General features: G+C 71.0%; 18 protein-coding genes. 10 read left to right on the plus strand and 8 right to left on the minus strand.

Annotated features, from left to right (window positions below; translation table 11 throughout):
- Positions 1 to 302 precede the first annotated feature (302 nt).
- Positions 303 to 764: a universal stress protein gene (locus AC067N_RS24090; RefSeq protein WP_478680952.1), complete on the minus strand. Its 462-nt coding sequence runs from the start codon at positions 762 to 764 to the stop codon at positions 303 to 305.
- A 146-nt stretch (positions 765 to 910) separates the two neighbouring features.
- Between AC067N_RS24090 and AC067N_RS24095 the strand changes: the two genes are divergently transcribed.
- Positions 911 to 1,765 (plus strand): polysaccharide deacetylase family protein, encoded by an 855-nt coding sequence (locus AC067N_RS24095; protein ID WP_478680953.1) that lies wholly within the window; start codon positions 911 to 913, stop codon positions 1,763 to 1,765.
- A 52-nt stretch (positions 1,766 to 1,817) separates the two neighbouring features.
- Here AC067N_RS24095 and AC067N_RS24100 read toward each other — a convergent pair whose 3' ends face one another.
- The gene (locus AC067N_RS24100; RefSeq protein WP_478680954.1) at positions 1,818 to 2,489 is read right to left on the minus strand and encodes a class F sortase; all 672 of its coding nucleotides are present in this window, start codon (positions 2,487 to 2,489) and stop codon (positions 1,818 to 1,820) included.
- 332 nt (positions 2,490 to 2,821) lie between these two features.
- Between AC067N_RS24100 and AC067N_RS24105 the strand changes: the two genes are divergently transcribed.
- The gene (locus AC067N_RS24105) at positions 2,822 to 3,313 is read left to right on the plus strand and encodes a hypothetical protein (RefSeq protein ID WP_478680955.1); all 492 of its coding nucleotides are present in this window, start codon (positions 2,822 to 2,824) and stop codon (positions 3,311 to 3,313) included.
- A gap of 137 nt (positions 3,314 to 3,450) precedes the next feature.
- On the opposite strand, the gene AC067N_RS24110 is transcribed toward AC067N_RS24105, so the two are convergent.
- The 3 genes from AC067N_RS24110 to AC067N_RS24120 all read right to left on the minus strand — a co-directional run bounded on the left by AC067N_RS24110 (position 3,451) and on the right by AC067N_RS24120 (position 5,676).
- Positions 3,451 to 3,972 (minus strand): hypothetical protein, encoded by a 522-nt coding sequence (locus AC067N_RS24110; RefSeq protein ID WP_478680956.1) that lies wholly within the window; start codon positions 3,970 to 3,972, stop codon positions 3,451 to 3,453.
- A gap of 299 nt (positions 3,973 to 4,271) precedes the next feature.
- Complete coding sequence (locus AC067N_RS24115; RefSeq protein WP_478680957.1) at positions 4,272 to 5,036, minus strand: bestrophin-like domain; 765 nt, start codon at positions 5,034 to 5,036, stop codon at positions 4,272 to 4,274.
- 16 nt (positions 5,037 to 5,052) lie between these two features.
- Entirely contained in the window at positions 5,053 to 5,676 is a 624-nt protein-coding gene (locus tag AC067N_RS24120; RefSeq protein ID WP_478680958.1) for a hypothetical protein, read from the minus strand.
- A 273-nt stretch (positions 5,677 to 5,949) separates the two neighbouring features.
- On the opposite strand from AC067N_RS24120, the gene AC067N_RS24125 reads away from it, so the two are divergent.
- The 3 genes from AC067N_RS24125 (at position 5,950) to AC067N_RS24135 (ending at position 10,253) form a co-directional block, all read left to right on the plus strand.
- Positions 5,950 to 6,939 (plus strand): SCO0930 family lipoprotein, encoded by a 990-nt coding sequence (locus AC067N_RS24125; protein ID WP_478680959.1) that lies wholly within the window; start codon positions 5,950 to 5,952, stop codon positions 6,937 to 6,939.
- A gap of 369 nt (positions 6,940 to 7,308) precedes the next feature.
- The gene (locus AC067N_RS24130) at positions 7,309 to 8,121 is read left to right on the plus strand and encodes an SAM-dependent methyltransferase (RefSeq protein WP_478680960.1); all 813 of its coding nucleotides are present in this window, start codon (positions 7,309 to 7,311) and stop codon (positions 8,119 to 8,121) included.
- A complete protein-coding gene (locus tag AC067N_RS24135; RefSeq protein ID WP_478680961.1) occupies positions 8,118 to 10,253 on the plus strand; it encodes a putative bifunctional diguanylate cyclase/phosphodiesterase in 2,136 nt (711 codons plus the stop codon). The genes AC067N_RS24130 and AC067N_RS24135 overlap by 4 nt, the downstream gene beginning before the upstream one ends.
- A 119-nt stretch (positions 10,254 to 10,372) precedes the next feature.
- Here the strand turns inward: AC067N_RS24135 and AC067N_RS24140 are convergent, their stop codons facing one another.
- Complete coding sequence (locus tag AC067N_RS24140) at positions 10,373 to 11,257, minus strand: LysR family transcriptional regulator (RefSeq protein ID WP_478680962.1); 885 nt, start codon at positions 11,255 to 11,257, stop codon at positions 10,373 to 10,375.
- A gap of 94 nt (positions 11,258 to 11,351) precedes the next feature.
- Between AC067N_RS24140 and AC067N_RS24145 the strand changes: the two genes are divergently transcribed.
- From AC067N_RS24145 to AC067N_RS24165, 5 genes are all read left to right on the plus strand, one after another.
- A complete protein-coding gene (locus AC067N_RS24145) occupies positions 11,352 to 12,059 on the plus strand; it encodes a succinate dehydrogenase (protein WP_478680963.1) in 708 nt (235 codons plus the stop codon).
- A 2-nt stretch (positions 12,060 to 12,061) separates the two neighbouring features.
- Entirely contained in the window at positions 12,062 to 14,020 is a 1,959-nt protein-coding gene (locus AC067N_RS24150; protein WP_478680964.1) for a fumarate reductase/succinate dehydrogenase flavoprotein subunit, read from the plus strand.
- Positions 14,017 to 14,766, plus strand: a complete 750-nt coding sequence (locus tag AC067N_RS24155; RefSeq protein WP_478680965.1) for a succinate dehydrogenase/fumarate reductase iron-sulfur subunit — start codon at positions 14,017 to 14,019, stop codon at positions 14,764 to 14,766. Before AC067N_RS24150 ends, AC067N_RS24155 begins: the two co-directional genes overlap by 4 nt.
- 232 nt (positions 14,767 to 14,998) lie before the next feature.
- Positions 14,999 to 15,781, plus strand: coding sequence for a GNAT family N-acetyltransferase (locus AC067N_RS24160; RefSeq protein ID WP_478680966.1), 783 nt, complete (start codon positions 14,999 to 15,001; stop codon positions 15,779 to 15,781).
- 4 nt (positions 15,782 to 15,785) lie between these two features.
- Positions 15,786 to 16,649 (plus strand): lysophospholipid acyltransferase family protein, encoded by an 864-nt coding sequence (locus tag AC067N_RS24165; RefSeq protein WP_478680967.1) that lies wholly within the window; start codon positions 15,786 to 15,788, stop codon positions 16,647 to 16,649.
- Here AC067N_RS24165 and AC067N_RS24170 read toward each other — a convergent pair.
- Both AC067N_RS24170 and AC067N_RS24175 read right to left on the minus strand, forming a co-directional pair.
- On the minus strand, positions 16,604 to 17,614 hold the full coding sequence (locus AC067N_RS24170) for an LLM class flavin-dependent oxidoreductase (protein WP_478680968.1): 1,011 nt from the start codon (positions 17,612 to 17,614) through the stop codon (positions 16,604 to 16,606). The genes AC067N_RS24165 and AC067N_RS24170 overlap by 46 nt on opposite strands.
- 139 nt (positions 17,615 to 17,753) lie before the next feature.
- Positions 17,754 to 22,949 carry a family 43 glycosylhydrolase gene (locus tag AC067N_RS24175; protein WP_478680969.1) on the minus strand — a complete coding sequence of 1,732 codons (5,196 nt, stop codon included), beginning with the start codon at positions 22,947 to 22,949 and terminating at the stop codon, positions 17,754 to 17,756.
- Positions 22,950 to 22,984: the final 35 nt, after the last annotated feature.

Genomic DNA, 22,984 nt, shown 5'->3' on the forward strand with positions numbered 1-22,984 from the left:
GCGCGGCATCGGGCCTGACCGCTCGGCGCGGCCACGGGACGGTTCCGACTGGGTGGCGTGGCTGCCGCCCGGCTTCGGCTGCGCGGCGTGGTGCCCCGCGGCGCCGCCGCTAGCGACCGCGTCGTGCGGTCTCGGCGCGGCTTGGACTGCGCGGGGTGGCTGTTTGACGGCTTGGCCTGAGCGGGGTGGCCGCCCTCCGGCTTTCGTGGCGCGGCAGGGCCTCGACCGCATCCGCACGGTGCGGACTCGGCGCGGTGCCGTCCGCGCCTCGTCGTCGCACCACGGCTCCGCCCGCGGCGCGGCTACGGCACCACCGTCACCGGCCAGCGGCCCGCCTTCACCAGGCGGATCGCGACCGAGCCGACGATGCGGTGGCCGGCCTGTTCGGAGGCGCCCACCACGACCGCGTCGGCCTTGAGGTCGTCGGCCGCCTTCACCAGACCGTTGTACGGGTCGCCGCGGAAGGTGTGGAACTCCCAGCGGGTCTCGAAGACCCCCTTCACCTGCTCGGCGGCCTCGCGGATCTGCGCGACGAGGCTTTCGGCGATCTCGTCGGTCGTCCCGGCCACCGGCATCCCGAGCGCCGCGCCGGCCGCCATGACCGGCTGCACGTACACGATCGCCAGCAGCGCCCGCTGCCGCCGGGCGAGGCCCGCGGCGTAGGCCACGGCGCGCAGGGAGGAGTCGGAGCCGTCCAGCCCGACGAGGACGACCTTCGGCCCGTCGGTCCCCCGCTCGAACTGGTGCGCTTGCTGATCCGTCACGGTGGTGAGGCTATCTGAGAGCCCAGGAACCGGCGTGCGCCGGGCGGTCACAGGGGGCGCGGAGGATTACTCACATTGGGTGTTTTCATGCCGCCGCACCGGTGTCGTGGTGGTGCGCCGTCCCTGACTTGGTCGACTCATGAGTCATGACGAAGGATCAGATGTTCACGCGCCGCCGCCTCCTGCTCAGCGGTGCCGCCCTGGCCGGCGCGGCCGGTGTCGCGGGCACGACCGCCCTGCTCGGTGGCGAAGGGAGTTCCGGGCGGGCCCGGAACGCCGTCACGGCCGCCGGTCCCGGCGCCCGTCCCGCGCTCAAGCAGTCCGTGTACCGGTTGCGGCCCATCGCCGGATACGGCGCTCCGCCGCTCAGGCGCCGCACCCTCGTCCCCGCGACCGTCCGCAGCCGGCCGTACCTGCGCGTGGACGGACGGGGCCGGACCATGGTGCTGACCTTCGACGACGGCCCTGATCCGCGCTACACCCCGGACATCCTGCGCATCCTCCGCAAGCACGACGCCCGCGCGATGTTCTTCGTGTGCGGTGAGATGGTGCACCGGCACAAGGACCTGCTGCGGGAGATGGCCGACGACGGTCACACCGTCGGCAACCACACCTGGTCCCACCCCATGCTGCCGAGCCTCTCCCGGTCCAGGATCCGCTCCGAGATGGCCCGGACCTGCGAGATCATCGAGAAGACCTACGGCGAACCTCCCCTGTGGTTCCGGGCACCCTACGGCGCCTGGAACCGGGCCACCTTCGAGTTCGGCGCCGATCTCGGCATGGAACCCCTGGCCTGGACCGTGGACACCCTCGACTGGCGTGCCCCGGGGGCAGCCACCATCGCGGACCGTGTGGAGAAGGGCGCGGCGCCCGGTGTCGTCGTGCTCTCCCACGACGCGGGAGGCGACCGCTCGCAGAGCGTCCGGGCGCTGCGTGAATACCTTCCCGAACTGCTGGACTCGGGATACCGGATCACGGTGCCGCACCGGAAATACGCGTAGGGCCGGAAAAGGGAATCCGCTTCGGGCGTTCGCCCGCCCGGTCGGGGAACGCTCAGCGAACCTCGACCAGGCGGGCGAACACGACGACGTTTCCGTCGTAGCCGTTCTGCTTGGAGAAACCGCCCCCACAGGTGATGACACGCAACTCGGGAATTCCGCTGTTGCCGTAGACGCGGTCACCGGGGAAGTTGTTCTTCTCGAAGACCTCGATCCCGTAGATCTCGAAAACGGCGGTCTTCGCGTCACCGCGCTGGACCTCGACCCGGTTGCCCTTCTTCAGCGCCCCGAGACCGTAGAACACGGCGGGCCCCTGGTTGTTGTCGACATGGCCGACGACGACGGCGGTGCCCTTCTCGCCCGGGGAGACCGCGCCGGTGAACCAGCCGGCCAGGTTGGGGTCCTCGGCGGGCGGCGCGTCGACCCAGCCCTGGGCGTCCAGCCCGACGGGCACGACCGGCGCGTCGACCTGGATCGAGGGGATCCGCACCCGGTCGACCATGGCGTACGGCAGCGGATCGGGCACATTGGTGAAGGTGCCGTGCGGGGAACTGCGGCTGTCGGCGGCAGCCGCCCGGGCGGGCTGCGGCGGTCCCACGTCGAATTCCCCCGAACCGTTCCGGATGAGAGCGAGACCGGTCAGCAGAACCAGCGCTATCACGCCCCACGGCGCGCGCTTTCTCCGCCGCTCCTCCTCTTCGGCCTCGGCCGGCTGGGACCAAGACATTCGCCATCCCCTCTCGACACGGCCGTCGCCGCGTCAGTCGCGCATAGGGGAAAACTAAGCGTGCCGCGCCGGGACGGCGACGGGGCAGGTACGAACGGGTGGCGGCGAGCCGAGGTCATGCGCCATCCGAGTTGCCGCCCACAGGAATTTTCTGACGGTGCGTGACCTGCGGCGATATCCGGCGACCCGGAAATATCACGGCGTGTCCGCTCACCAGGACGGACCAGCTTCGAAATGCGGCCCTGAGCACGGCATCTGAGGGTCTTTACGGGAGGCGCTTTCTCGCCGATCGACCGGGGACGGGTCCCGGGGCGTCTTCCGCGGAGGATCACATGCGTACTACTCGTGCCCTGGCGGCCTCGGCCGTCGCGGTCACTCTGGTCGGCCTCGCCGCCCCGACGGCCGCCGCGTGGGACCAGCCCAAATCGGTCACGGCCGCCCCGCAGGTCATCGCCCGCGGCGGTCAGCTCGTCCTCACCGTCAGCGGCGGCGACGCGTGCGCGACATCGGGCAGCACGATCAGCTCGACCGCGTTTCCCACGACCAACCTCACGTCCATGGGCGGCAACACCGCCACGGCGACGGTGCGGGTCAACTCCAACGCGAGCCCCGGCTCGTACAGCGTCACCACACACTGCGAGGGCCAGCGCAGGACGTTCAACGACGTCTTCACGGTCATCGGCGGTGTCCGCGGTGGTCTCGGTGGCAGCAGCTCCGTCGGGGCCACGCCGACCGACATCGCGATCGGCGGCGGGCTGGTGGCCGCAGCGGCCATCGGCGGCGGCGTCTTCTGGATGCGCCGTCGTTCGGAGAACAGGATCTGAGGTCAGGACGACTCGGGCCCGAGAACCGGATCCGTCGCTCGCTCCCTTCGGAGCGCGGGTCGTACGCCGTCCAGCCTTTCGCCCCGGTATCCCGCAAGGGACCGGGGCGAAAGGCTGGACGGCGTACACCGTCAGGGTCAGGTGTGGCTGCCGTCCTCGGAGCGGCGGCGCGACAAGTGCCACGCGGCGCCCACGGAACCCGCCACGAGCGCGGCTCCCAGGCCGATCTCCCCCAGGTCCAGGCCGGCGACGGTGCCGCCGATCCCGGCGTGGGAACCGTGCGAGGGATGACCGTGCGAGGGATGGTGGCCCGGGCGCCCGGTGGCGATGGTGAGGTCCGTCTGGCCGCTCTCGTTGCCGCACTGGAACGTGACCTCGTACACCGCTCCGGGCTTGGCGTCCCAGTCGACGGTGGCCTTCGCCGACGACTGCCACTTGGGGATGGTGACCGTGTCGAACACGGCCGAGGACACGGTCGTCCGGGAATGGCAGCCGTCCACGCGGAGCGTGACCTCACCGCCGGCCGCGATGGTCGAGGGCAGCACACTGAAGCCGAACGACGTGATGTCGCCGGCCGTTGCCGCGTGCGCGGCGGGAGCGGTGAGCGAAAGGGCGGTCACGCCCAGCAGAGCGGCCGAAGCGACGTGTATCGCGCGCATGATGAGCCTCCGGGTCCCGAGGAGCCTGCTGCGGACCTTTTCCGCCTGCGCCTGACATGCACCTCGATGAGCGAAACGCTAGGAAGGCTCGCCCGGGGCCGCGATCGCAGTCGCGCGAATGGGGCAAGAGTGTGCTCCGCCCAGGGGACGGCCCCGCGCACGACGGGCGTACGACCCGGGAGACGGGCCCCGCGTACGACGGGCCCGCGTACGACCCGGGGGCAGGCATGCGTGCGGCCGGGGGACGGGGTCCGCTGTGGCCCCTCGTCCCCCGGCCGCGAGGTCGCTCCGGGCGGCCGTCAGGCCCCGATGCCGGGGAAGAGGGCCATGAAGGGCTCGGCCGAGGCCGTCAGTCCCCGGCCGTAGGGCGCGTCGAAGTCCCAGACCAGGAAGAGCAGGAAGGCGATGAGGGCGGAGAACAGGCCGGCGAGGATCAGCTCGCGTGCCGTACGCCGGATCTGCAGGGCGAAGACCATGCCGACGGTCACGACGGCACCGGTGATCAGGCCGAACCACACCACCCCGGGCATCGTCTCGCCGGTGGAGTCCGCGCGGGAGTTGCGCGCGGCGTCGGCCGCCGCCATCTGGTCGAGCAACGGCTGGTAGGCCTGTGCCTCGAAGTCGTCCCCCGGCCGGTAGTCGGTGACGTCCCGGCGGACGGTGTCGAGCAGCTCGTCGCCCCGTTCGGTCATCTCGCCCCTGGCGGCCATGACCTTCCACTCGGTGGACACGACATGGCCGACATACGCCTCGATGTCGTCACGGATCCGGTCACGCACCTCGTCCGGGTACACCCGCACCCGCTCGTTGATCTCGTGCAGCGCCTGCGCCTCCGCCTGCACATGGTCCTGGGCGACGCTGCGGGCCTCCCAGACACCGGCGATGGCCAGCCCCAGGACGATGGCGTACACCACGCCGATCATCATGGTGATGTACTCGATCACGTCCGGGGTCTCGGACGGGTCCTCGTCCGCCGGTGCGGCGTGGTGCCGTACGACGGCCACGAGGAGGACGACGAGACACGCCGCCCCCATAGCGAGGGTGAGAACAAGCCATTCCGACAAGAGGTTCCTCCTGGGGTCAGCGCGGGCGCAGCGCGGCGACGGCGAACACCGCGGGCGCGGTGACGAGCAGGGCGAGGGACACGAGGGACGGCCCCGAACGCTTGGTCCGCGGGCGGGTCGCAGCCTTGTAGGGCGGGTAGTGCACCGGGCTCGGCGAGACCTCGGGCGTGGGGCTCGGCGGCTTCGGTGCGGAGGTCGGGGGCGGGGCGGGCGCGGGCCTCGCGGCCCTGGTGACAGGGGGCGGCGGTGGCGGTGGCTCGGGCCGGGGGACCGGGGTGGGCGTCGGGCGCGGCGTGGGCGTGGGGCGGGGCGTGGGTGTCGGGTCTGGGGCCGGTTCGGGCGTGGGGCTCGGCGGCTTCGGGGGCGGTGGGGGAGTCGGGGTGGGCACCGGCGGGCACGAGGGTGTGGGTGCGGGGGACGGCGTGGGTGTGGGGGACGGTGTGGTCGCCGGAGGCGGCTCGCAGGTGCCGGTGCTTCCGATGGCCAGGGCGACGGCGCTGCCGTCCGGGCCGGTCGAGGCGTAGGCGCAGGCGTCGGCCATCGCCGTGCCGCCCGGCACTCCGGTGAGGAGCCAGGTCAGTGCGAGCAGGGCCGACAGCCGCAGGGCGAGAGCGGAACGGGTCCGCGGGGGTCCTTGCACGTCGGAGATCATCCGTGCCTCGCGCGCCCGCGTATGCGGGAGTTGGCCCGGATTGCTCCAAAGGAGGGAAAACCGATCACGAAGGTTTGACCGGGGACCCCGGCCGCCGACCGACTTTTGGGCGCTTTCGCAGGCGGCGCCGGGGGGCGCCTCCACAGAGTTTCGAAAGAAATCTGTGTTCCGTTGAACACTTCGGCCACCCCCGCCCGTACCTAGGGCCAGCGAGCGGCGCAGTAGGGCGCTGCAACACCCAAGGATTGACGGGGAGATGGAATGAACACCTCCTGGCGGAGCGCCTCACTCGTAGCCTCAGCTGCGGCTGTGCTGGCGCTGACGACGGCGTGCGGTCAGGAACAGGGGTCCACGTCCTCGCAGAACGTGGGTGCCGCTTCCACCCCGACGCTCGGCGCCGGCACCATCGCCGGGGCAGGCGCGGCCGGGTCCGGTACGTCGGACCAGGCCCAGTCGACCACGGCGGCGTCCGCGGGCCAGCTGACCGTGTGGAACAGCGACGAGTACGGCAAGGTCCTCACGGACAGCGCCGGTCGCACCCTGTACCGCTTCGACAAGGACTCCTTCGAGCCGCCGAAGACGACCTGTGAGGGCGAGTGCGCCACCACCTGGCCTCCGGTGCCCGCCGCGGGTGCCACCGCCGCCGACGGCGTCGACAAGGCGCTGCTCGGTGAGATCACCCGCCCCGACGGCACCAAGCAGCTGACCGTGGGCGGCTGGCCGATGTACTACTTCGCCAAGGACACCAAGGCCGGTGACATCAAGGGCCAGGGCCTCAAGGGCACCTGGTTCGCCTCCGCCCCCAACGGCAAGAAGGCGTCCACCAAGGGCGGCGGCGGTGGTGGTGGCACCGGTGCCGCGGGCGACGCCGGCGGCGAGGCGGTCGGGCAGGCCGGTCTGACCACCCGCAACGACCCCAAGCTCGGCGAGATCGTCGTCGACAAGAACGGCATGACGGTCTACCGGTTCCTCAAGGACAAGCAGTGGCCGATGTCGACCAAGTGCACCGGTGCCTGCCTCGACAAGTGGCCCGTGGTCGCCCCGGTCGACAAGAACGACACCGAGGGCATCCTGCTGAAGGGCTACACGGTCTTCGACCGGCCCGACGGCATCAAGCAGCAGACCATCAACTGCATCCCGCTCTACACCTTCGCCGGTGACAAGGCCCCGGGTGACACCAAGGGCCAGGGTGTGGGCGGCACCTGGTTCGCCATCAACGGCGACGGAGAGCCGATCGGCGCGCAGCAGTAGGAATCACCTTCCCCAGGGTGGAACGCCTCGCCATTCGAGAACCGACCGCACGCGGAAGGGAGTGGACGAGAAGCAGAGTGCCGGACGCACCACATCAGCGCGGCCGATCAAGGACCCGCCCCCTCCGCACCGCATCGGAGGGGGCGGGTCGTTTGGCGTGCCCGTGCGTCGGCGGGTGGTTCGCGGACAAACGGCGGCGCTCGGGCGTGAACAGGCATGGTCGGGACGGCGTTTGGGCATGTGCCCACGGCGGCGAACTTGAACGGACGGTCAATTTCCGGTTTTGCTCGCCCCTGTGGCGGACGATCAGTAGCCTCTGCTCGAACACCGGATCGCCTACGCCGCCCCCGACGCGTTGGAGTCACAGATATGGAGCGTCCCGCCTGGGCGCCACGGAGCATCGACATCTCGATGCCGTCCGTGGCCCGCATGGACGACTACTACCTGGGCGGTTCGCACAACTTCGAGGTCGACCGGGAAGCGGCGCGCAGGGCCATGGAGTTCGTGCCGGGCCTGCCGAAGATCATGCAGGCGAACCGTGCCTTCATGCGCCGCGCCGTGCGCCACGCGGCCCGAACGGGTGTCACCCAGTTCCTGGACATCGGGTCCGGCATCCCTTCCTTCGGAAACGTGCACGACGTGGCGAGGGAGGCCGGCCCCGGCGCGCGCGTCGTCTATGTCGACCACGACCCGGTCGCCGTAGCACACAGCCAGGCCGTTCTGGAAGGCGCCGAGGACGCGGATGTGGTCGCGGCCGATCTGCGCAAGCCCCGGGACATCCTCACGAGCCCCCAAGTCGAGCGACTGATCGACCTGAACCGGCCAGTGGCCCTGCTTCTGGTTGCCATACTGCACTTCGTGGAGGACACGGACGACCCGTACGGAGCGGTGGCCGAGTTGCGCGACGCACTCGCGCCCGGCTCCGTGCTCGTCCTCACGCACGCCTCCTACGAGGGAATTCCGCTGCCCCGGGAGCGGATCCAGGGCGCGGTGGACGTGTACAAGGACATCCGCAATCCGCTGATCATGCGCTCTCGCGACGAGATCGCGCGGTTCTTCGAGGGGTACGACATGGTGGAACCCGGACTGGTGCCGATGGCGAAGTGGCGGCCCGACACGGCTCCCGAGGACGAGGATCCGTACGCCTTCTCCTGGTTCGCCGGCGTGGGGACCACGGCGTGAGCGCGGAACCGGACGGGCCGGAGGACAGACTGCGCCGGTTCGCGACGATCTGGAGCCGCGCGGTCTTCCCGGTCACCTCCACGTCGCTGACCCGACCCGAGTTCGAGGAACTGCTGCTGCCGCTCGCCCGGCGCCTGAGCGAAGCACTGCGGGCCAGGACGTACGACGCCGGCGAGGGCCGGGCCGTCGGCGCCGCCCTCGTCGAGGCGCACTGCACCGAACCCGAGGCCCTCAGCCAGACCCTCGACTGCGTCGACGCCTATCTGGTGCTGTACTGCGGCGGGGACGGCCACCGGGAGGATCTGCGCGCCCGTGCCGCACGGCTGCAGTCGGCGATGGCCGCCGGATACGCCGAGGCGCTGCGGCAGCGCACCCTGGCCGAGCAGGAGGCGATCGCCCGCGCGGCCCTGGAGGCGCAGGGCGCCGTGGCCCGGGCCCTGCACGCCACCGAGGCCCGCTTCCGGGCCGTGTTCGAGGGTGCCGCCATAGGGATCGGCATCGCCGACCTCGAAGGCAACCTCCTCCAGGTCAACGCCGCGCTGCTGCGTATGTTCGGCGTCACCGAGCAGACGATGCTCGGGCGCTGCGTCACCGAGTGGACGCACCCCGAGGACGCGCCTCAGGTTTGGCGCCTGTACGAGGAGCTGGTGCGCGCCGAACGCGAGCACTACCACACCGAGAAGGCGTTCCACCGCCCTGACGGAACGGTCCTGTGGACCAATCTCACGGTCTCCCTGCTGCGGGACCCGGACGGCAACCCCCAGTACCAGCTGGCGCTCATGGAGGACACCACCGAACGCCGCCTGCTCAACCTCCGCCTGCGCTACGAGGCCACGCACGACGCGCTCACCGGACTGCCCAACCGCACCCTGTTCTTCGAGCGTCTGGAGAAGGCCCTCGCGGCGGCGGACGGCCAGCGGTTCGGCCTCTGCTACCTCGACCTGGACGGCTTCAAGGCCATCAACGACAGCCTCGGCCACGCGGCCGGCGACCGGCTGCTCGTCGAGGTCGCCGACCGGCTCCAGTCCTGCGCGACCGCCCCCGGCGAGATGGTCGCCCGGCTCGGCGGTGACGAGTTCGTGGCGCTGACCACCGGCCCCGACACCGAACGCGAGGTCGACGACCTCGCCGACCGCATCATGAACGCGCTGGTCACCCCCGTCCGTATCGACGGCCGGGAACTGCTCGTACGCGGCAGCATCGGCATCGTCGAGGGCCCGGCGGGCGAGCGGGGCCCGGCCGAGGTGCTGCGCAGCGCCGACATCACGATGTACCGGGCCAAGTCCGCGGGCGGCAACCGCTACGAGGTCGCCGACGCGGAGGCCGACGCCCGCGCCATCACCCGCCACGGACTGACCACGGCCCTGCCCGCCGCGCTCGACCGGGGCGAGTTCTTCATCGAGTACCAGCCGCTGGTCCACCTCGGCGACGGCACCGTGCGCGGCGCGGAGGCGCTGGTCCGATGGCTGCACCCGCAGCACGGTGTCCTCGGCCCCGACCGGTTCATCCCGCTCGCCGAGCGCACCGGCCTGATCGTGCCGCTCGGCCGCTGGGTGCTGGAGCAGTCGGTGCGCCAGGCCCGTGAGTGGCAGCGACGGCACGGCGGCACGGGTCCGCTGCGCGTCAACGTCAATCTGTCCCCGTGCCAGCTCACCCATCCCGGGCTGGTGCAGGACACCGTGGAGATCCTGGAGCGGGCCGGCCTCGAACCCGACGCCCTCTGCCTGGAGGTGACCGAGTCCGCGCTGATCGGCGCCGACGACGATCTGCTCAAACCGCTGCGCAGGCTCTCCGAGATGGGCATCGACATCGCCCTCGACGACTTCGGGACGGGCTACTCCAACCTCGCCAATCTGCGGCGGCTGCCGGTCCGCGTCCTGAAGCTGGACCGTTCCTTCACCCAGGGCATGCAGCAGTTCCCGGCCGATCCCGTCGACCTGAAGATCGTCGAGGGCATCGTCTCCCTCGCCCACAGCCTGGACCTCGCGGTCACCGTCGAAGGCGTCGAAACCGGCGCGCAGGCCGAGCAGTTGCGGATACTGGGCTGCGACACCGCCCAGGGCTGGTACTACGCCCGCCCCGGCCCGCCGGAGCGGCTGCACGAGCTGGCGCTGGTGGACGCGACGGGTTAGGGGAGAGCGGCGCAGCGCCCCCACCGGGGGCGCGGGGAACTGCGCGATCAGCCACAGCAGACCCGCAACCCCGAACGGCGATCAAGAGACGACGGCGCGACCGGGACTTCGGCCAACGCTCACCGCTCCACCAACATCCGCTGCAGTTCCCTCGCGGCCCGGGGCGGAGCCACATCGCTGCGGTGGGCCAGCGCGATCGTCCGGTGCAGACCGGGGCGGGCCAATGGGGTGACCCGTAGGCCCCGCCCCGAGCGCGTCGCCACCATCCGCGGGACCACCGCGACACCCAGACCCGCCCGGACGAACCCCAGCACCGCGTCCATCTCGCCCCCCTCCACCGCGAAATCCGGCTCGAACCCGGCGGAGCGGCACGCGGCTACGGTGAGTTCCCGCAGGTCGTAGCCGTGCCGGAACATGACCAGGCGCTCGCCCTCCAGATCGGGGATGCCGACCGTGCGGCGGCCGTCCCCCGGCCGTGGCGCGTCCGGGGAGGACACCACCACCAGGTCCTCGCGCAGCAGCTCCACCGTGGTCAGCGCGGGGGAGGGCGTGGGGAGGGGCAGGACGACCAGGGCCAGGTCGAGGGCACCGCGTGCGAGGTGCCGTACCAGGTCGTGGGAGCCGCCCTCCTCGATCAGCAGCCGGATGCCGGGGTAGCGGTCGTGGAAGTCGCGCAGCACGTCCGGCAGCAGACCGGTGCACAGGCTCGGGGTCGCGCCGAGACGCACCCGGCCCCGGCGCAGCTGCACCAGTTCCTGCACCTCCAGCCGGGCCGTCTCCGTGTCGGCCAGGATGCGGCGGGCCAGCGGCAGCAGCGCCTCACCGGCGTCGGTGAGCGTGATGTTGCCGCGCGCCCGCAGGAACAGATCGGCGCCCAACTCCCTTTCCAGCGCCTTGATCTGCTGCGACAGCGACGGCTGGGCGACATGGACCAGCTCGGCGGCGCGGGTGAAGTGCCGGGTCTCGGCGACCGCCACGAAGTACTGGAGCTGCTGGAACTGCACTCCTCCACGATACGGGACGATAGTTCCCGGCTATCGAATCGAGCCGCATCATGTCTTGGACCGATGAGGGGTGCCGGTCCTAGCGTCTTGTCCCATGGCTCTGGCAACGCGGACGGACCGAAAACCGTCCATGGCACGCACGGTGTGGGACAGCTCCGTCGGCAAGAAGACGGTGATGGCGGTCAGCGGTCTGATCATGCTGGCGTACCTGGTCGTCCACATGCTGGGCAACCTCAAGATCTTCTTCGGCTCGGCCGAGTTCAACGGCTACGCGCACTGGCTGCGCACCCTCGGCGAGCCCTTCCTGCACCACGAATGGGCTCTGTGGATCGTCCGCGTGGCCCTCGTCGCCGCGGTCGTCGCCCACGCCACGGCCGCATACCAGCTCAGCCGCCGGGACATCAAGGCCCGGCCCACCAAGTACGTGCACACCAAGCGCCGGGCGAGCTACGCGACCCGCACCATGCGGTGGGGCGGCGTCATCCTCGGACTGTTCATCGTCTGGCACATCCTCGACCTGACGACCGGCACCGTCCACCCGAACGGCTTCCAGTCCGGTCACCCGTACCAGAACGTGATCGACACCTTCTCCACCTGGTACGGCAACGTCATCTACCTCGTCGCGATGCTCGCCCTCGGCCTGCACATCCGGCACGGCTTCTGGAGCGCCGCGCAGACCCTCGGCGCCGGCAGCCGCACCCGTGACCGGGCCCTGAAGACCACCGCGAACGTCCTCGCGCTGGTGCTGACCGTGGGCTTCGTCTCCGTCCCCGTCGCCGTCATGACCGGAGTGGTGAGCTGACCATGAGTACGTCCTCCGCGTACGCGGACTACACGACCGGGGACCCGGTCGTCGACGCCAAGGCGCCCGAGGGCCCGATCGCCGAGCGCTGGGACCGGCGCCGCTTCGAGGCCAGGCTCGTCAACCCCGCCAACCGCCGCAAGCACACCGTCATCGTCGTCGGCACCGGGCTCGCCGGCGGCTCCGCCGGCGCCACGCTCGCCGAACAGGGCTACCACGTCGTCCAGTTCTGCTACCAGGACTCCCCGCGCCGGGCCCACTCGATCGCCGCGCAGGGCGGCATCAACGCCGCGAAGAACTACCGCAACGACGGCGACTCCGTGCACCGGCTGTTCTACGACACCGTCAAGGGCGGCGATTTCCGGGCCCGCGAGTCCAACGTCCACCGGCTCGCGCAGATCTCCGTGGAGATCATCGACCAGTGCGTCGCCCAGGGCGTGCCCTTCGCCCGGGAGTACGGCGGCCTGCTCGACACCCGCTCCTTCGGCGGCGTCCAGGTCTCCCGGACCTTCTACGCCCGCGGCCAGACGGGCCAGCAGCTGCTGCTCGGCGCCTACCAGGCCCTCAGCAGGCAGATCGCCGCCGGCAACGTGGAGATGCACCCCCGCACCGAGATGCTCGACCTGATCGTGATCGACGGGCGGGCCCGCGGAATCGTGGCCCGCGACCTGATCACAGGGAAGATCGACACGTACTTCGCCGACGCGGTGGTGCTGGCGAGCGGCGGCTACGGCAACGTCTTCTACCTGTCGACCAACGCCATGAACTCCAACGCGACCGCCGTCTGGCGGGCGCACCGGCGCGGCGCGCTGTTCGCCAACCCGTGCTTCACCCAGATCCACCCGACGTGCATCCCGCGCACCGGCGACCACCAGTCCAAGCTGACGCTGATGAGCGAGTCGCTGCGCAACGACGGCCGGATCTGGGTGCCGAAGGCCAAGGGCGACCGGCGGCCCCCGGCGCAGATCCCCGAGGACGAGCGCGACTACTACCTGGAGCGCATCTACCCCTCCTTCGGCAACCTCGTGCCCCGCGACATCGCCTCCCGGGCCGCGAAGAACGTCTGCGACGAGGGCCGCGGCGTCGGACCCGGCGGGCAGGGCGTCTACCTCGACTTCGCCGACGCCATCGAGCGGATGGGCCGGGAGGCCGTCGAGGCCAAGTACGGCAACCTCTTCGACATGTACCAGCGGATCACCGACGAGGATCCGTACCGGGTCCCCATGCGGATCTACCCGGCCGTGCACTACACGATGGGCGGGCTGTGGGTCGACTACGACCTCCAGACCACCGTCCCCGGTCTGTTCGCGATCGGTGAGGCCAACTTCTCCGACCACGGGGCCAACCGGCTCGGCGCCTCCGCGCTGATGCAGGGGCTCGCCGACGGGTACTTCGTCCTGCCCGCCACGATCAACGACTACCTCGCCCGCCACCCCCGCCAGGAGGAGATCGGTCCCGGGCACCCCGTCGTGCAGGAGGTCCTCGCCGAGACCGAGGACCGGCTGAACCTCCTCCTCGCCGTCGACGGCGACCGTACGCCGGACTCCTTCCACCGCGAACTCGGCGAGCTGATGTGGGAGTTCTGCGGCATGGCCCGCACGGAGAGCGGCCTGCGCAAGGCCCTGGAGCGGATCCCGCAGATCCGCGAGGAGTTCTGGCGGCGGATCAAGGTCCCGGGGACCGGCGAGGAGTTCAACCAGTCCCTGGAGAAGGCCAACCGGATCGTCGACTACCTGGAGCTCGCCGAGCTGATGTGCCTCGACGCGCTGCACCGGAGCGAGTCGTGCGGCGGCCACTTCCGCGAGGAGTCCCAGACGCCCGACGGCGAGGCGGAACGCAAGGACGAGGAGTTCTCGTACGCGGCCGCCTGGGAGTTCACGGGCACCGGCACCGCCCCCGTCCTGCACAAGGAAGACCTCGTCTTCGAGTACGTCCACCCCACCCAGCGGAGCTACGCATGAAGCTCACCCTGCGCGTCTGGCGACAGCGCGCCGCCGACGCCGAAGGCGCCATGTCCACCTACGAGGTCGACGACATCTCGCCCGACATGTCCTTCCTGGAGATGCTCGACACGCTCAACGAGGAACTCATCCTGCGCGGTGAGGACCCGGTGGCGTTCGACCACGACTGCCGGGAGGGCATCTGCGGCGCGTGTTCGCTGGTCATCAACGGGGACGCGCACGGGCCCGAGCGGACGACCACCTGCCAGCTGCACATGCGGTCCTTCTCGGACGGCGACACGATCGACGTCGAGCCGTGGCGTGCGTCGGCGTTCCCGGTGATCAAGGACCTCGTCGTGGACCGGTCCGCGTTCGACCGGATCATCCAGGCCGGCGGGTACATCACCGCGCCCACCGGCTCCGCGCCGGAGGCACACGCCACGGCCGTGCCGAAGCCGGACGCGGACTTCGCGTTCGAGCACGCCGAGTGCATCGGCTGCGGGGCCTGCGTGGCCGCCTGCCCCAACGGCGCCGCCATGCTGTTCACGTCCGCCAAGGTGAACCACCTGAACGTGCTGCCGCAGGGCGCGCCCGAGCGGGAGACCCGCGTCCTGGACATGGTGGCCCGGATGGACGAGGAGGGCTTCGGCGGCTGCACCCTCGCCGGCGAGTGCGCCACGGCCTGCCCCAAGGGCATTCCCCTGGTGTCCATCACGAACATGAACAAGGAGTGGCTGCGGGCCACGCGGAAGGCCGGGAAGCGGTAGGGGCAGCAGACGTTCGCCGAGAGTGCGGACGGGCGGGGTCGGGAGTGGTGCTCTTCCCGGCCCCGTCTGGTTTTCGCGGGGCGTCCCGGTTAGTTCAGCGAGCGCACATCCGCGCTCCCGCCCTCGGTCACGCGTCGGCCAGACGGCCTCGGGAGAACAGGTACGAGCGGGCCGTACCCGACCGGCCCGCTCTTCCGCCCAGGCCGAACCGGCCCGTGACCTGGAGTGAGCCATGACCGCCGTACCCGCTCTGGACACCCCGCCCCTGCCCTCCCCGTCGGCGGTCCCCGCCCGCTACACCGTCGGTCTCGCCCGCGACGAGGCCGACGTACGGGCCGCGCAGCGGCTGCGCCACGACGTGTTCGCCGGTGAGATGGGCGCCCTGCTGACCGGCCCGCAGCCGGGCCTCGACGTCGACGCCTTCGACGCCTACTGCGACCACCTGCTCGTCCGGGAGACCCTGACCGGGCAGGTCGTGGGCACCTACCGGCTGCTGCCGCCCGAGCGCGCCGCCGTCGCCGGACGGCTGTACTCGGAGGGCGAGTTCGACCTCGGCCGCATCGACGCCATCCGGCCGGGCCTCGTCGAGGTCGGCCGCTCCTGCGTGCACCCCGACCACCGGGACGGCACCGTCATCGGCCTCATCTGGGCCGGCATCGCCCGCTACATGCTCGACCGCGGCCACGAGTGGCTCGCCGGCTGCTGCTCCGTCCCCCTCTCCGACGGCGGCGCCCTCGCCACCGCCACCTGGGACCGGGTCAAGGACAGGCACCTGGCGCCGGAGGAGTACCGGGTACGCCCGCTCCTGCCGTGGGTCCCCAAGGCCGAGGCCCCGGCCGAGCGCGTCGAACTGCCCCCGCTGCTGCGCGGCTATCTGCGGCTCGGCGCCTGGGTGTGCGGCGAGCCCGCGCACGACCCCGACTTCGGGGTCGCCGACCTGTACGTGCTGCTGCCGATGCGCCGCGTCAACGCGCGCTACCTGCGGCACTTCCTCTCCCTCGCCCCGGCGGCGTGACGCGATGAGCGTGTGGCTGCCCGGAGCGCCCTGTACCCCGGGGGCGTGCGTGGACACCACGGGACCGGTCGCCGCCGTGGCGCGGGCCGTGCTGCGGCTCACCGCGGTCATGGCCCTGATTCTCGCCGGGGTCCTGCTCAGCGGCCTCGGACCCCGGATCCCGGCGCGCGCGGTCCGACGCTGGTGCCGATGGCTCGTCCGGGCCTGCGGGGTCCGTGTCCGGATCACCGGCGCCGCCCCGCCCACCGGCGGCCTCCTCCTCGTCGCCAACCACGTCTCCTGGCTGGACATCCCCCTCCTCGCCGCGGTCCGCCCGGCGCGGATGCTCGCCAAGTCGGAGGTCCGGCGGTGGCCGGTCGCGGGCCCCCTCGCCGAGCGGGGCGGCTCCCTGTTCATCGAACGGGACCGCATCCGCGCGCTGCCCGGGACGGTCGCCCGGATCGCCGGCGTCCTGCGCGCCGGCACGGCGGTCGCGGTCTTCCCCGAGGGCAGCACCTGGTGCGGCCGGTCCCAGGGACGCTTCCGGCGGGCCGTGTTCCAGGCCGCCCTCGACGCGGGCGTCCCCGTGCAGCCCGTGCGCGTCCGCTACCGGTCCACCGGGGGAGGGGCCAGCACGGCGCCCGCCTACGTAGGGGAGGACTCGCTGCTCGCGTCCGTGTGGCGGGTGGTCCGCGCGCGCGGAGTCGTCGCCGAGCTCGACGTACGGCCCCTGATCGACCCGGGCACCCACCCCGACCGGCGCACCCTGGCAGCGGCCGCGCAGACGGCGGTGATCGGCGTGGAGGCCATGACCGCGCACGTGACGGAGGACCGCGGAGACGCTCAGGAGGGACTGCCCAGGCCCGCGAGCCGGGCCAGCCTCCGGTAGGAGTCCAGCAGCGCGCCCCGGTCGTACGTACTGGTCGTGACCAGCACCTCCTGGGCACCCGACTCCTTGATCACCGACTCCAGTTCGCGCGCGACCTGCTCCTCCGTGCCGAGGACATGGCCGGTGAGCCCGGACTCGTAGAGGCCGCGCTCCTTGGCCGTCATGGGCCGCCGCTCGATCTCCTCCGCGGGGGCGAGCGGCGGGAACGTGCCGTGGGTGCGGGAGTACGCCATCGCCCAGGCCTCGGGCAGGAGGAGGCGGTGGGCCTCCTCCGGAGTCCCGGCGACGGCGACCGTGCCGGAGACGACGACGTACGGCTCCGCCGCCCAGACGGACGGCCGGAACTCGGCGCGGTAGCGCTCGATGCCGCGCAGCATCCTGTCCCGGGCGCGCAGGTCGCCGATCACCATCGGCAGGCCCGCCCGCGCGGCGATCGAGGCGCCCTCGCCCACCGCCAGCACGAACGGAGGAACGGACAGGCCCTCCGGGGGACGGGCGTGCACACCGGTCGGGGACGTCCCGAGGAACCAGCCCAGCAGCTCGTCGAGCTGCCCCGCGAAGTCGTCGGCATCGTCCTTGTCCCGGCCCAGCGCCCTGCGGACGCCGTCCGTGAAGCCGACGGAACGGCCGAGGCCCATGTCGACGCGCCCCGGGAACAGTGACTCCAGCACCCCGAACTGCTCGGCCACGACCAGAGAGCGGTGGTTGGGCAGCATCACCCCGCCCGTGCCCACCCGGATGGTGCGGGTGGCCGCCGCGACGGCAGCCGCCAGCACCGTCGGCGCGGAGCCGGCCACCCCCGGCACCCCGTGGTGCTCCGAGACCCAGAACCGGTGGAAGCCCAGCTCCTCCACGGCCCGCGCCAGCCGCACGGTGTCCCGCAGTGCCTCGGCCGGCTCACGGCCCTCCCGGACGCGGGAGCGGTCGAGGACGGAGAACCGGGTGGCGGAGAGCACGGAGGTCACATGGGGTTCAACGCTCGGGCCGCGCCGGGATTCCCGACGCCTCCTGACCTGCGAGGCCGGCGCTCGCGTGGACCGGCCGCGAACGCGCCGAGGGGCGCCCGGACCGTGTCCGGACGCCCCTCGGCGGAGCTGACGCTCCCTATCGGCCGACGGTGATCCCCTTCGTCTTCGCGGCCTTGGTGTTCTCGTAGACGACCTTGCCGGTGGACTTCTTCCAGATCTTGATCTTGAAGGTGTCCGGGCCGTCGGTCGCGGTGATCCGGAAGGCGTAGCCGCTGGTGCCACCGATCTTGCCGGAGCCCTGGTAGACGGCCTTGTCGCCGGTCACCACGAGCCAGTCGGAGCCCGTGGAGCGGAACTTCAGCCTCGCCGCGCCGAAGTCGAAGGAGGCCCGGCCCGTGGGGACGGTGGCCTTCTTCGTGTACTTGGCGAGGAAGGAGAAGGCCGCCTTGCCGGTCAGACCGGCCTTGGCCGGGTAGGCGCCCTTCGGGGAGCCGAAGGTCCCGGTACCGGTCGCGGAGCCCGCGGCACGGTCGTAGACGATCAGCTCGGGGAGCCTTGCGGTGTCCGAGGCGCCGTCGTCGTCGGTGACCGTGACCACCGGGCGGTGGATGCCGGCCGTGCGGTAGACGTGCTCGGCCTTGCAGACACCGGCGCCGACCTTGCCGGCCGTCGGCCGGGTGCCGTCCTTCCAGTCGACCTTGCACGTCTGCTTGTCGGCGGTGCCCGGGTCGGTGAACCTCACCGTGACCGAGGTGCCCTTGCCCGCCGCCACCGGGGACTTCGGGCCGGTCGCGGAGGTGATCACCGGGGCCGCGTTGGCGACGGTCACCGTGGCCTTGTCGCTGCTGCGGCCGCCGGTCAGGGTCACCGTGTAGATGCCGTTGTCGGCGCAGGTGATCGTGGTCCGCGCGGAGGAGGCGTCGGCGAAGACGCAGGGCGCGCCGACCTCGACCTTCCACTTGGGGGCGCCCGCACCGGAGACGGTGCCGTCGAGCCGGATGCGCTCGCCCTCCTTGCCCTTGGCGTCCTGGCCGGCCCGGGCGATGGTGACCGGGTCGATGCCGCCGAGGGTGGGGACCACCTTCTTGATCAGGCCGTCGCCGTCGAACTCCAGCTTGTCGATGGTGGTTTCGCGGTGGGTGCCGTCGCCGCCGGGGATGGCGAAGCGGTGGTAGGCGATGTACCAGTCGTCGGTGTTCGGGACGTGGACCACCGAGTGGTGGCCGGGGCCCTTGATGCCGAGCGAGAGGTCCTTCTCCAGGATCACTCCCTGCTTGGTCCAGGGGCCGGTGGGCGAGGAGCCGGTGGCGTAGGCGACCCGGTAGTTCTCGTCACGCGTGTCGTTCTCCGACCACATGAAGTAGTAGGTGCCCTTGCGCTTGACGACGAACGTGCCCTCGTTGTAGCCGCTGGGCGTGATGTCGGTGACCTTCGAGGCGTCGAAGGAGACCATGTCGTCGTTCAGCGGGACGACGTAGGCACGGCCGTTGCCCCAGTAGAGGTACGACTGTCCGTCGTCGTCGGTGAAGACCGCCGGGTCGATCATCTGGCCGCGGTGGTCGCCCGCCTTCAGCAGCGGCTTGCCCAGCGCGTCCTTGAACGGGCCGGTCGGCGAGTCGGAGACCGCGACACCGATGTTGGCGTCGGCGCAGAAGTAGAAGTAGTACTTGCCGTTCTTCTCCTCGATGGCCGGCGCCCAGGCCCGGCTGTCGGCCCAGGAGACGTCAGGGCCGAGGTCCAGGATGACGCCGTGGTCCTTCCAGTGGACCAGGTCCTTGGAGGAGTACGCCTTGAACTGCGTGCCGCTCCAGCCCTCGAAGCCGTCGGTGGTCGGGTAGATGTAGAAGGTGTCGCCGAAGCGGACGATGTTCGGGTCGGCGTTGAGCCCCGGCAGGACCGGGCTCTTCATGATCAGTGCCGAGACCGTCCAGGTGCGCTTCTTGCCGTCGGACCCCGTGACCTCGTACGTCCTCGGCTCGCTGAAGTCGCGCAGGGTGCCGGAGGCGGGGCTGATGGTCGCGCCGTGGGCCAGGGTGAACTCCGGTGCCAGGGCGGTGATGTCGCTGCCCTCGGTCAGCGGCAGGGTGATCCTGCTGTCCTTGTCGTCGATGATCGCGTCGACCTTGAGCGCCGGGTGGGTCGCCGCGGCGATCCCGGTGGTGTTGCCGCCGAGCTCCAGGACCTCGGCGGGCGATAGGGCCCGGTTGTAGATCCGGAAGTCGTCGACCTCGCCGCCGAAATACGGGTCCGGGGAGTACAGGGACCTGCCGATGTAGCCGGAGTGGTCCTTGGCGGCGTCGTACAGGTCGGACGGCTTGACGGTGACACCGTTGACGCGGGCCACCTCGGCGCCGTCCACGTAGAGGATCGCCGTCTCCGTCGCGCCGTCCAGCGTGACGGTGAGGTGCTTCCACTCGCCCTGGGTGAGCGGGGAACCGCCGATCATCTGCTTCTCACCGGACCAGGTGGCCTTGGTGATCGCGGAGAACAGCTTCCCGGCGCCGTTGGACGGGGTGGCGAAGAGGTACTTGTCGCTGTCGGGGCCGAGCCCGAACAGCCACTGGAAGTTGTCGCCGCCCTTCCACTTGACGTACGTGGAGACGGTGACGCCGTTCGCGCCCTTGAGGACCCCGTTCGGGATCTTCACATACGGCGAGTTCGAACCGCTGTTGCCGCCGGACATCTTGAACGAGCCGCCCTCGACGCCGGTCCCGAAGTCGGGCGTACGGACGTAGGTGCCGTGGTAGCCGTGGCCGCTGGAGTCGCGGGCGATGCTGCCGCCGGTCTCGTCGAAGCCGTAGTGCAGGACCAGGTCCGCCGGGACGTCCGGGCCCTTCTCGGAGACGGTGACCTCGGCGCGGACCCCGGTCGTGGCGTCGCCCGGCAGGGTGCCTTCGACCGTGAACGTGCCGGCCTGCGCGTACTTCGACGCGTCGACGTCGGCCCAGGTGACCGCGATGGGCCGCTTGGCGCCGTCGGCGTACTCGGCGATGACGGTGGCGGGCAGCACCGGGGCCTCACCGATGCGCGTCTCGACCTTGATGTCCTCGACGCTCTTGACGATCTGGTCCGGCTGGTAGGTGTTCAGCAGCCGGTCGTACTCGGCCTGGGTCACCGGCAGCACCGTGCCGTGCCGGGGCTTGGCCGGCAGGTCGTACGAGCCGGACGGTGTCCACACGCCGGAGGCGAGGTCGGTGGTCTCGAAGGGGATGTAGCCCCGTCCGCCGAACTCGTCGAGGAACGCGTACCACTTGTCCTCGGTGTTCGACTTGAACACCAGCGGGCCCTCGGCAGCGCTCATCGCGCCCTTGCCGATGCCCTCGGCGACCGGGTCCCACGACAGGTCGAGCAGCGAGTCGCTCTTCTCCTCGAAGATGAACTTGCTGTTGGGCGTGGAGGAGCTGTTGTTCCGCTCGTCCTTGGAGAGACGGAAGTACGTGCCGTCGTGCTGGATGACCGTGGAGTCGATCACCGAGTAGCCGCGGTCGATCCAGACCTTGGGCTCGCTGAACGTGTAGAAGTCACGGGTCGTCGCGTACATCATGCGGTTGTACGTGTCGCCGGTGTGCGCCTCGTTGTCGTACAGCTTCGACGCCCAGAAGACGACGTACTCGCCGAGCTTCTCGTCGTAGTACGCCTCGGGGGCCCAGGTGTTGCCGGCCGCGTCGGGGGAGACCTTGACCAGGCGCTGGTTGGTCCAGTTCACCAGGTCGGTGGACTCCCACACCATGATCGACTTGCTGCCCTGGCGCTGCGAGCGGTCCCAGTCGCCGTTGCCGTAGATCTTCAGGTCGGTGGCGATCTGGTAGAACTTGTCGCCCTCGGGGGAGCGGATGATGAACGGGTCGCGCAGGCCCTTCTCGCCGAGCGAGGAGGTGAGGACGGGCTTGCCGTCGTTCAGCTCGCGCCACTTCAGCGGGTCGTTGCCCTTGCTGAGCGCGAAGTAGAGCTGCTCGCCGTCCGCGGTGCCCTCGCCGGTGAAGTAGCTGAACATGTAGCCCTTGCGGGCTTCCTTCTTCGGCAGCTCCGGCACCTTCACGGTGAAGGCGCGGGTGGTCTTCGCGTCGTTCTTGGTGACGGTCGCGGTCAGCTCGGCGGTCGTGCCGCCGTCGCCGTGCGCCGGGCGGTGCACCACTCCGTCGTCGGTGACGACATCCGGGTCCGCGGAGGACCACGACACCTTCGTGCCGAAGTCGCCGGACGCCGGGAGCGTGAGGTTGCCGCGGGCGTCGTCGGCGTTGCGGACGGTCAGCGCCTCGGCGGCCTGCTTGACGGCCGTGGTGTCGTCGAAGGACGGCAGGACCGTGACCTCGAAGGTCTTGGTGTCCGTCACGGAGCCCCGCTTCAGGGTCGCCGTGAGGGTGGCGTGGCCGTTCGGCTCACCGGCGGAGGGGCGGGTCACCGCGCCGGAGTCCGCGACCACCGAGGTGTTGTCGCTCTTCCAGCTGATGGAGGAGCCCCCGGCCGAACCGGTCTTCGGCAGGTCCAGGTCGGCGGTCACCGCACTCGTGTCACCGAGGGTGAGAGCGGCCTTGTCGGCGGCGACGCCCTGGACGGCCACGGGGAGCGAGAGCTGCTCCACCTCGGTGGCGGCGAGGGCGCGGTCGTAGACCCGGAAGTCGCGGATCCTGCCCTTGAAGAGCTTGTCCCCGGTGTAGACCGACTTGCCTATGTAGTTGGCGGTCGTGGTGCCCGAGCCGATCGACCCCGGCGTGATGGTGACCGAGGTGTTGCGGCCGACCTCGACGCCGTCCTCGTACAGCACGCCCGTGGTGCCGGTCTGCGTGTAGGTGAGCTGCTTCCACACCGAGCGGGTCAGGTTGTGCGAGTCGCCGGGCCGGATGTTCTGCTCGGTCGACCAGTTGCCGGACGCGATGGCGGTGCGCAGCGAGTTGCCGGTGGCGAAGAGGTAGCCGTTGCCCGTGCCGCCGCTGGTGTTGCCGAAGCCGTAGATGAAGTACGGGCCGGCCTGCGACTCGTCCATCAGCACGTCCATGGAGACGCTGATGGAGTTCATGCCCTTCATGACGTCGTTCGGCACCTTGACGTAGGTGTCCGAGCCGTTGAACGCCAGGCCCTGGCCGTCGCCCGTCCAGCCGGCGGTGCCGTTCACCGTGCCGTCCCGGCCGTTGCCGGAGGCGTCGGTGACGGTGGTGCCGGAGGTGGCGTCGAGCTTGTACCAGAGGGCCAGGCCGTCGGTGAGGTCCGCGCCGTCCGCGACGGCGGGGGCGACCGGTCCGGCCAGGCCCAGGAGCAGTGACGCGGCGGTCAGTCCGGCGAGCCGGCCTGCCCGGCGTCTCGCGCGGCCGCGTGGACCTGCGTTGTACGTCATATGGTGTTTCCCTGCTGAGAGCACGGCTGATGAAG

The organism is Streptomyces sp. NPDC042364 (assembly GCF_056437585.1).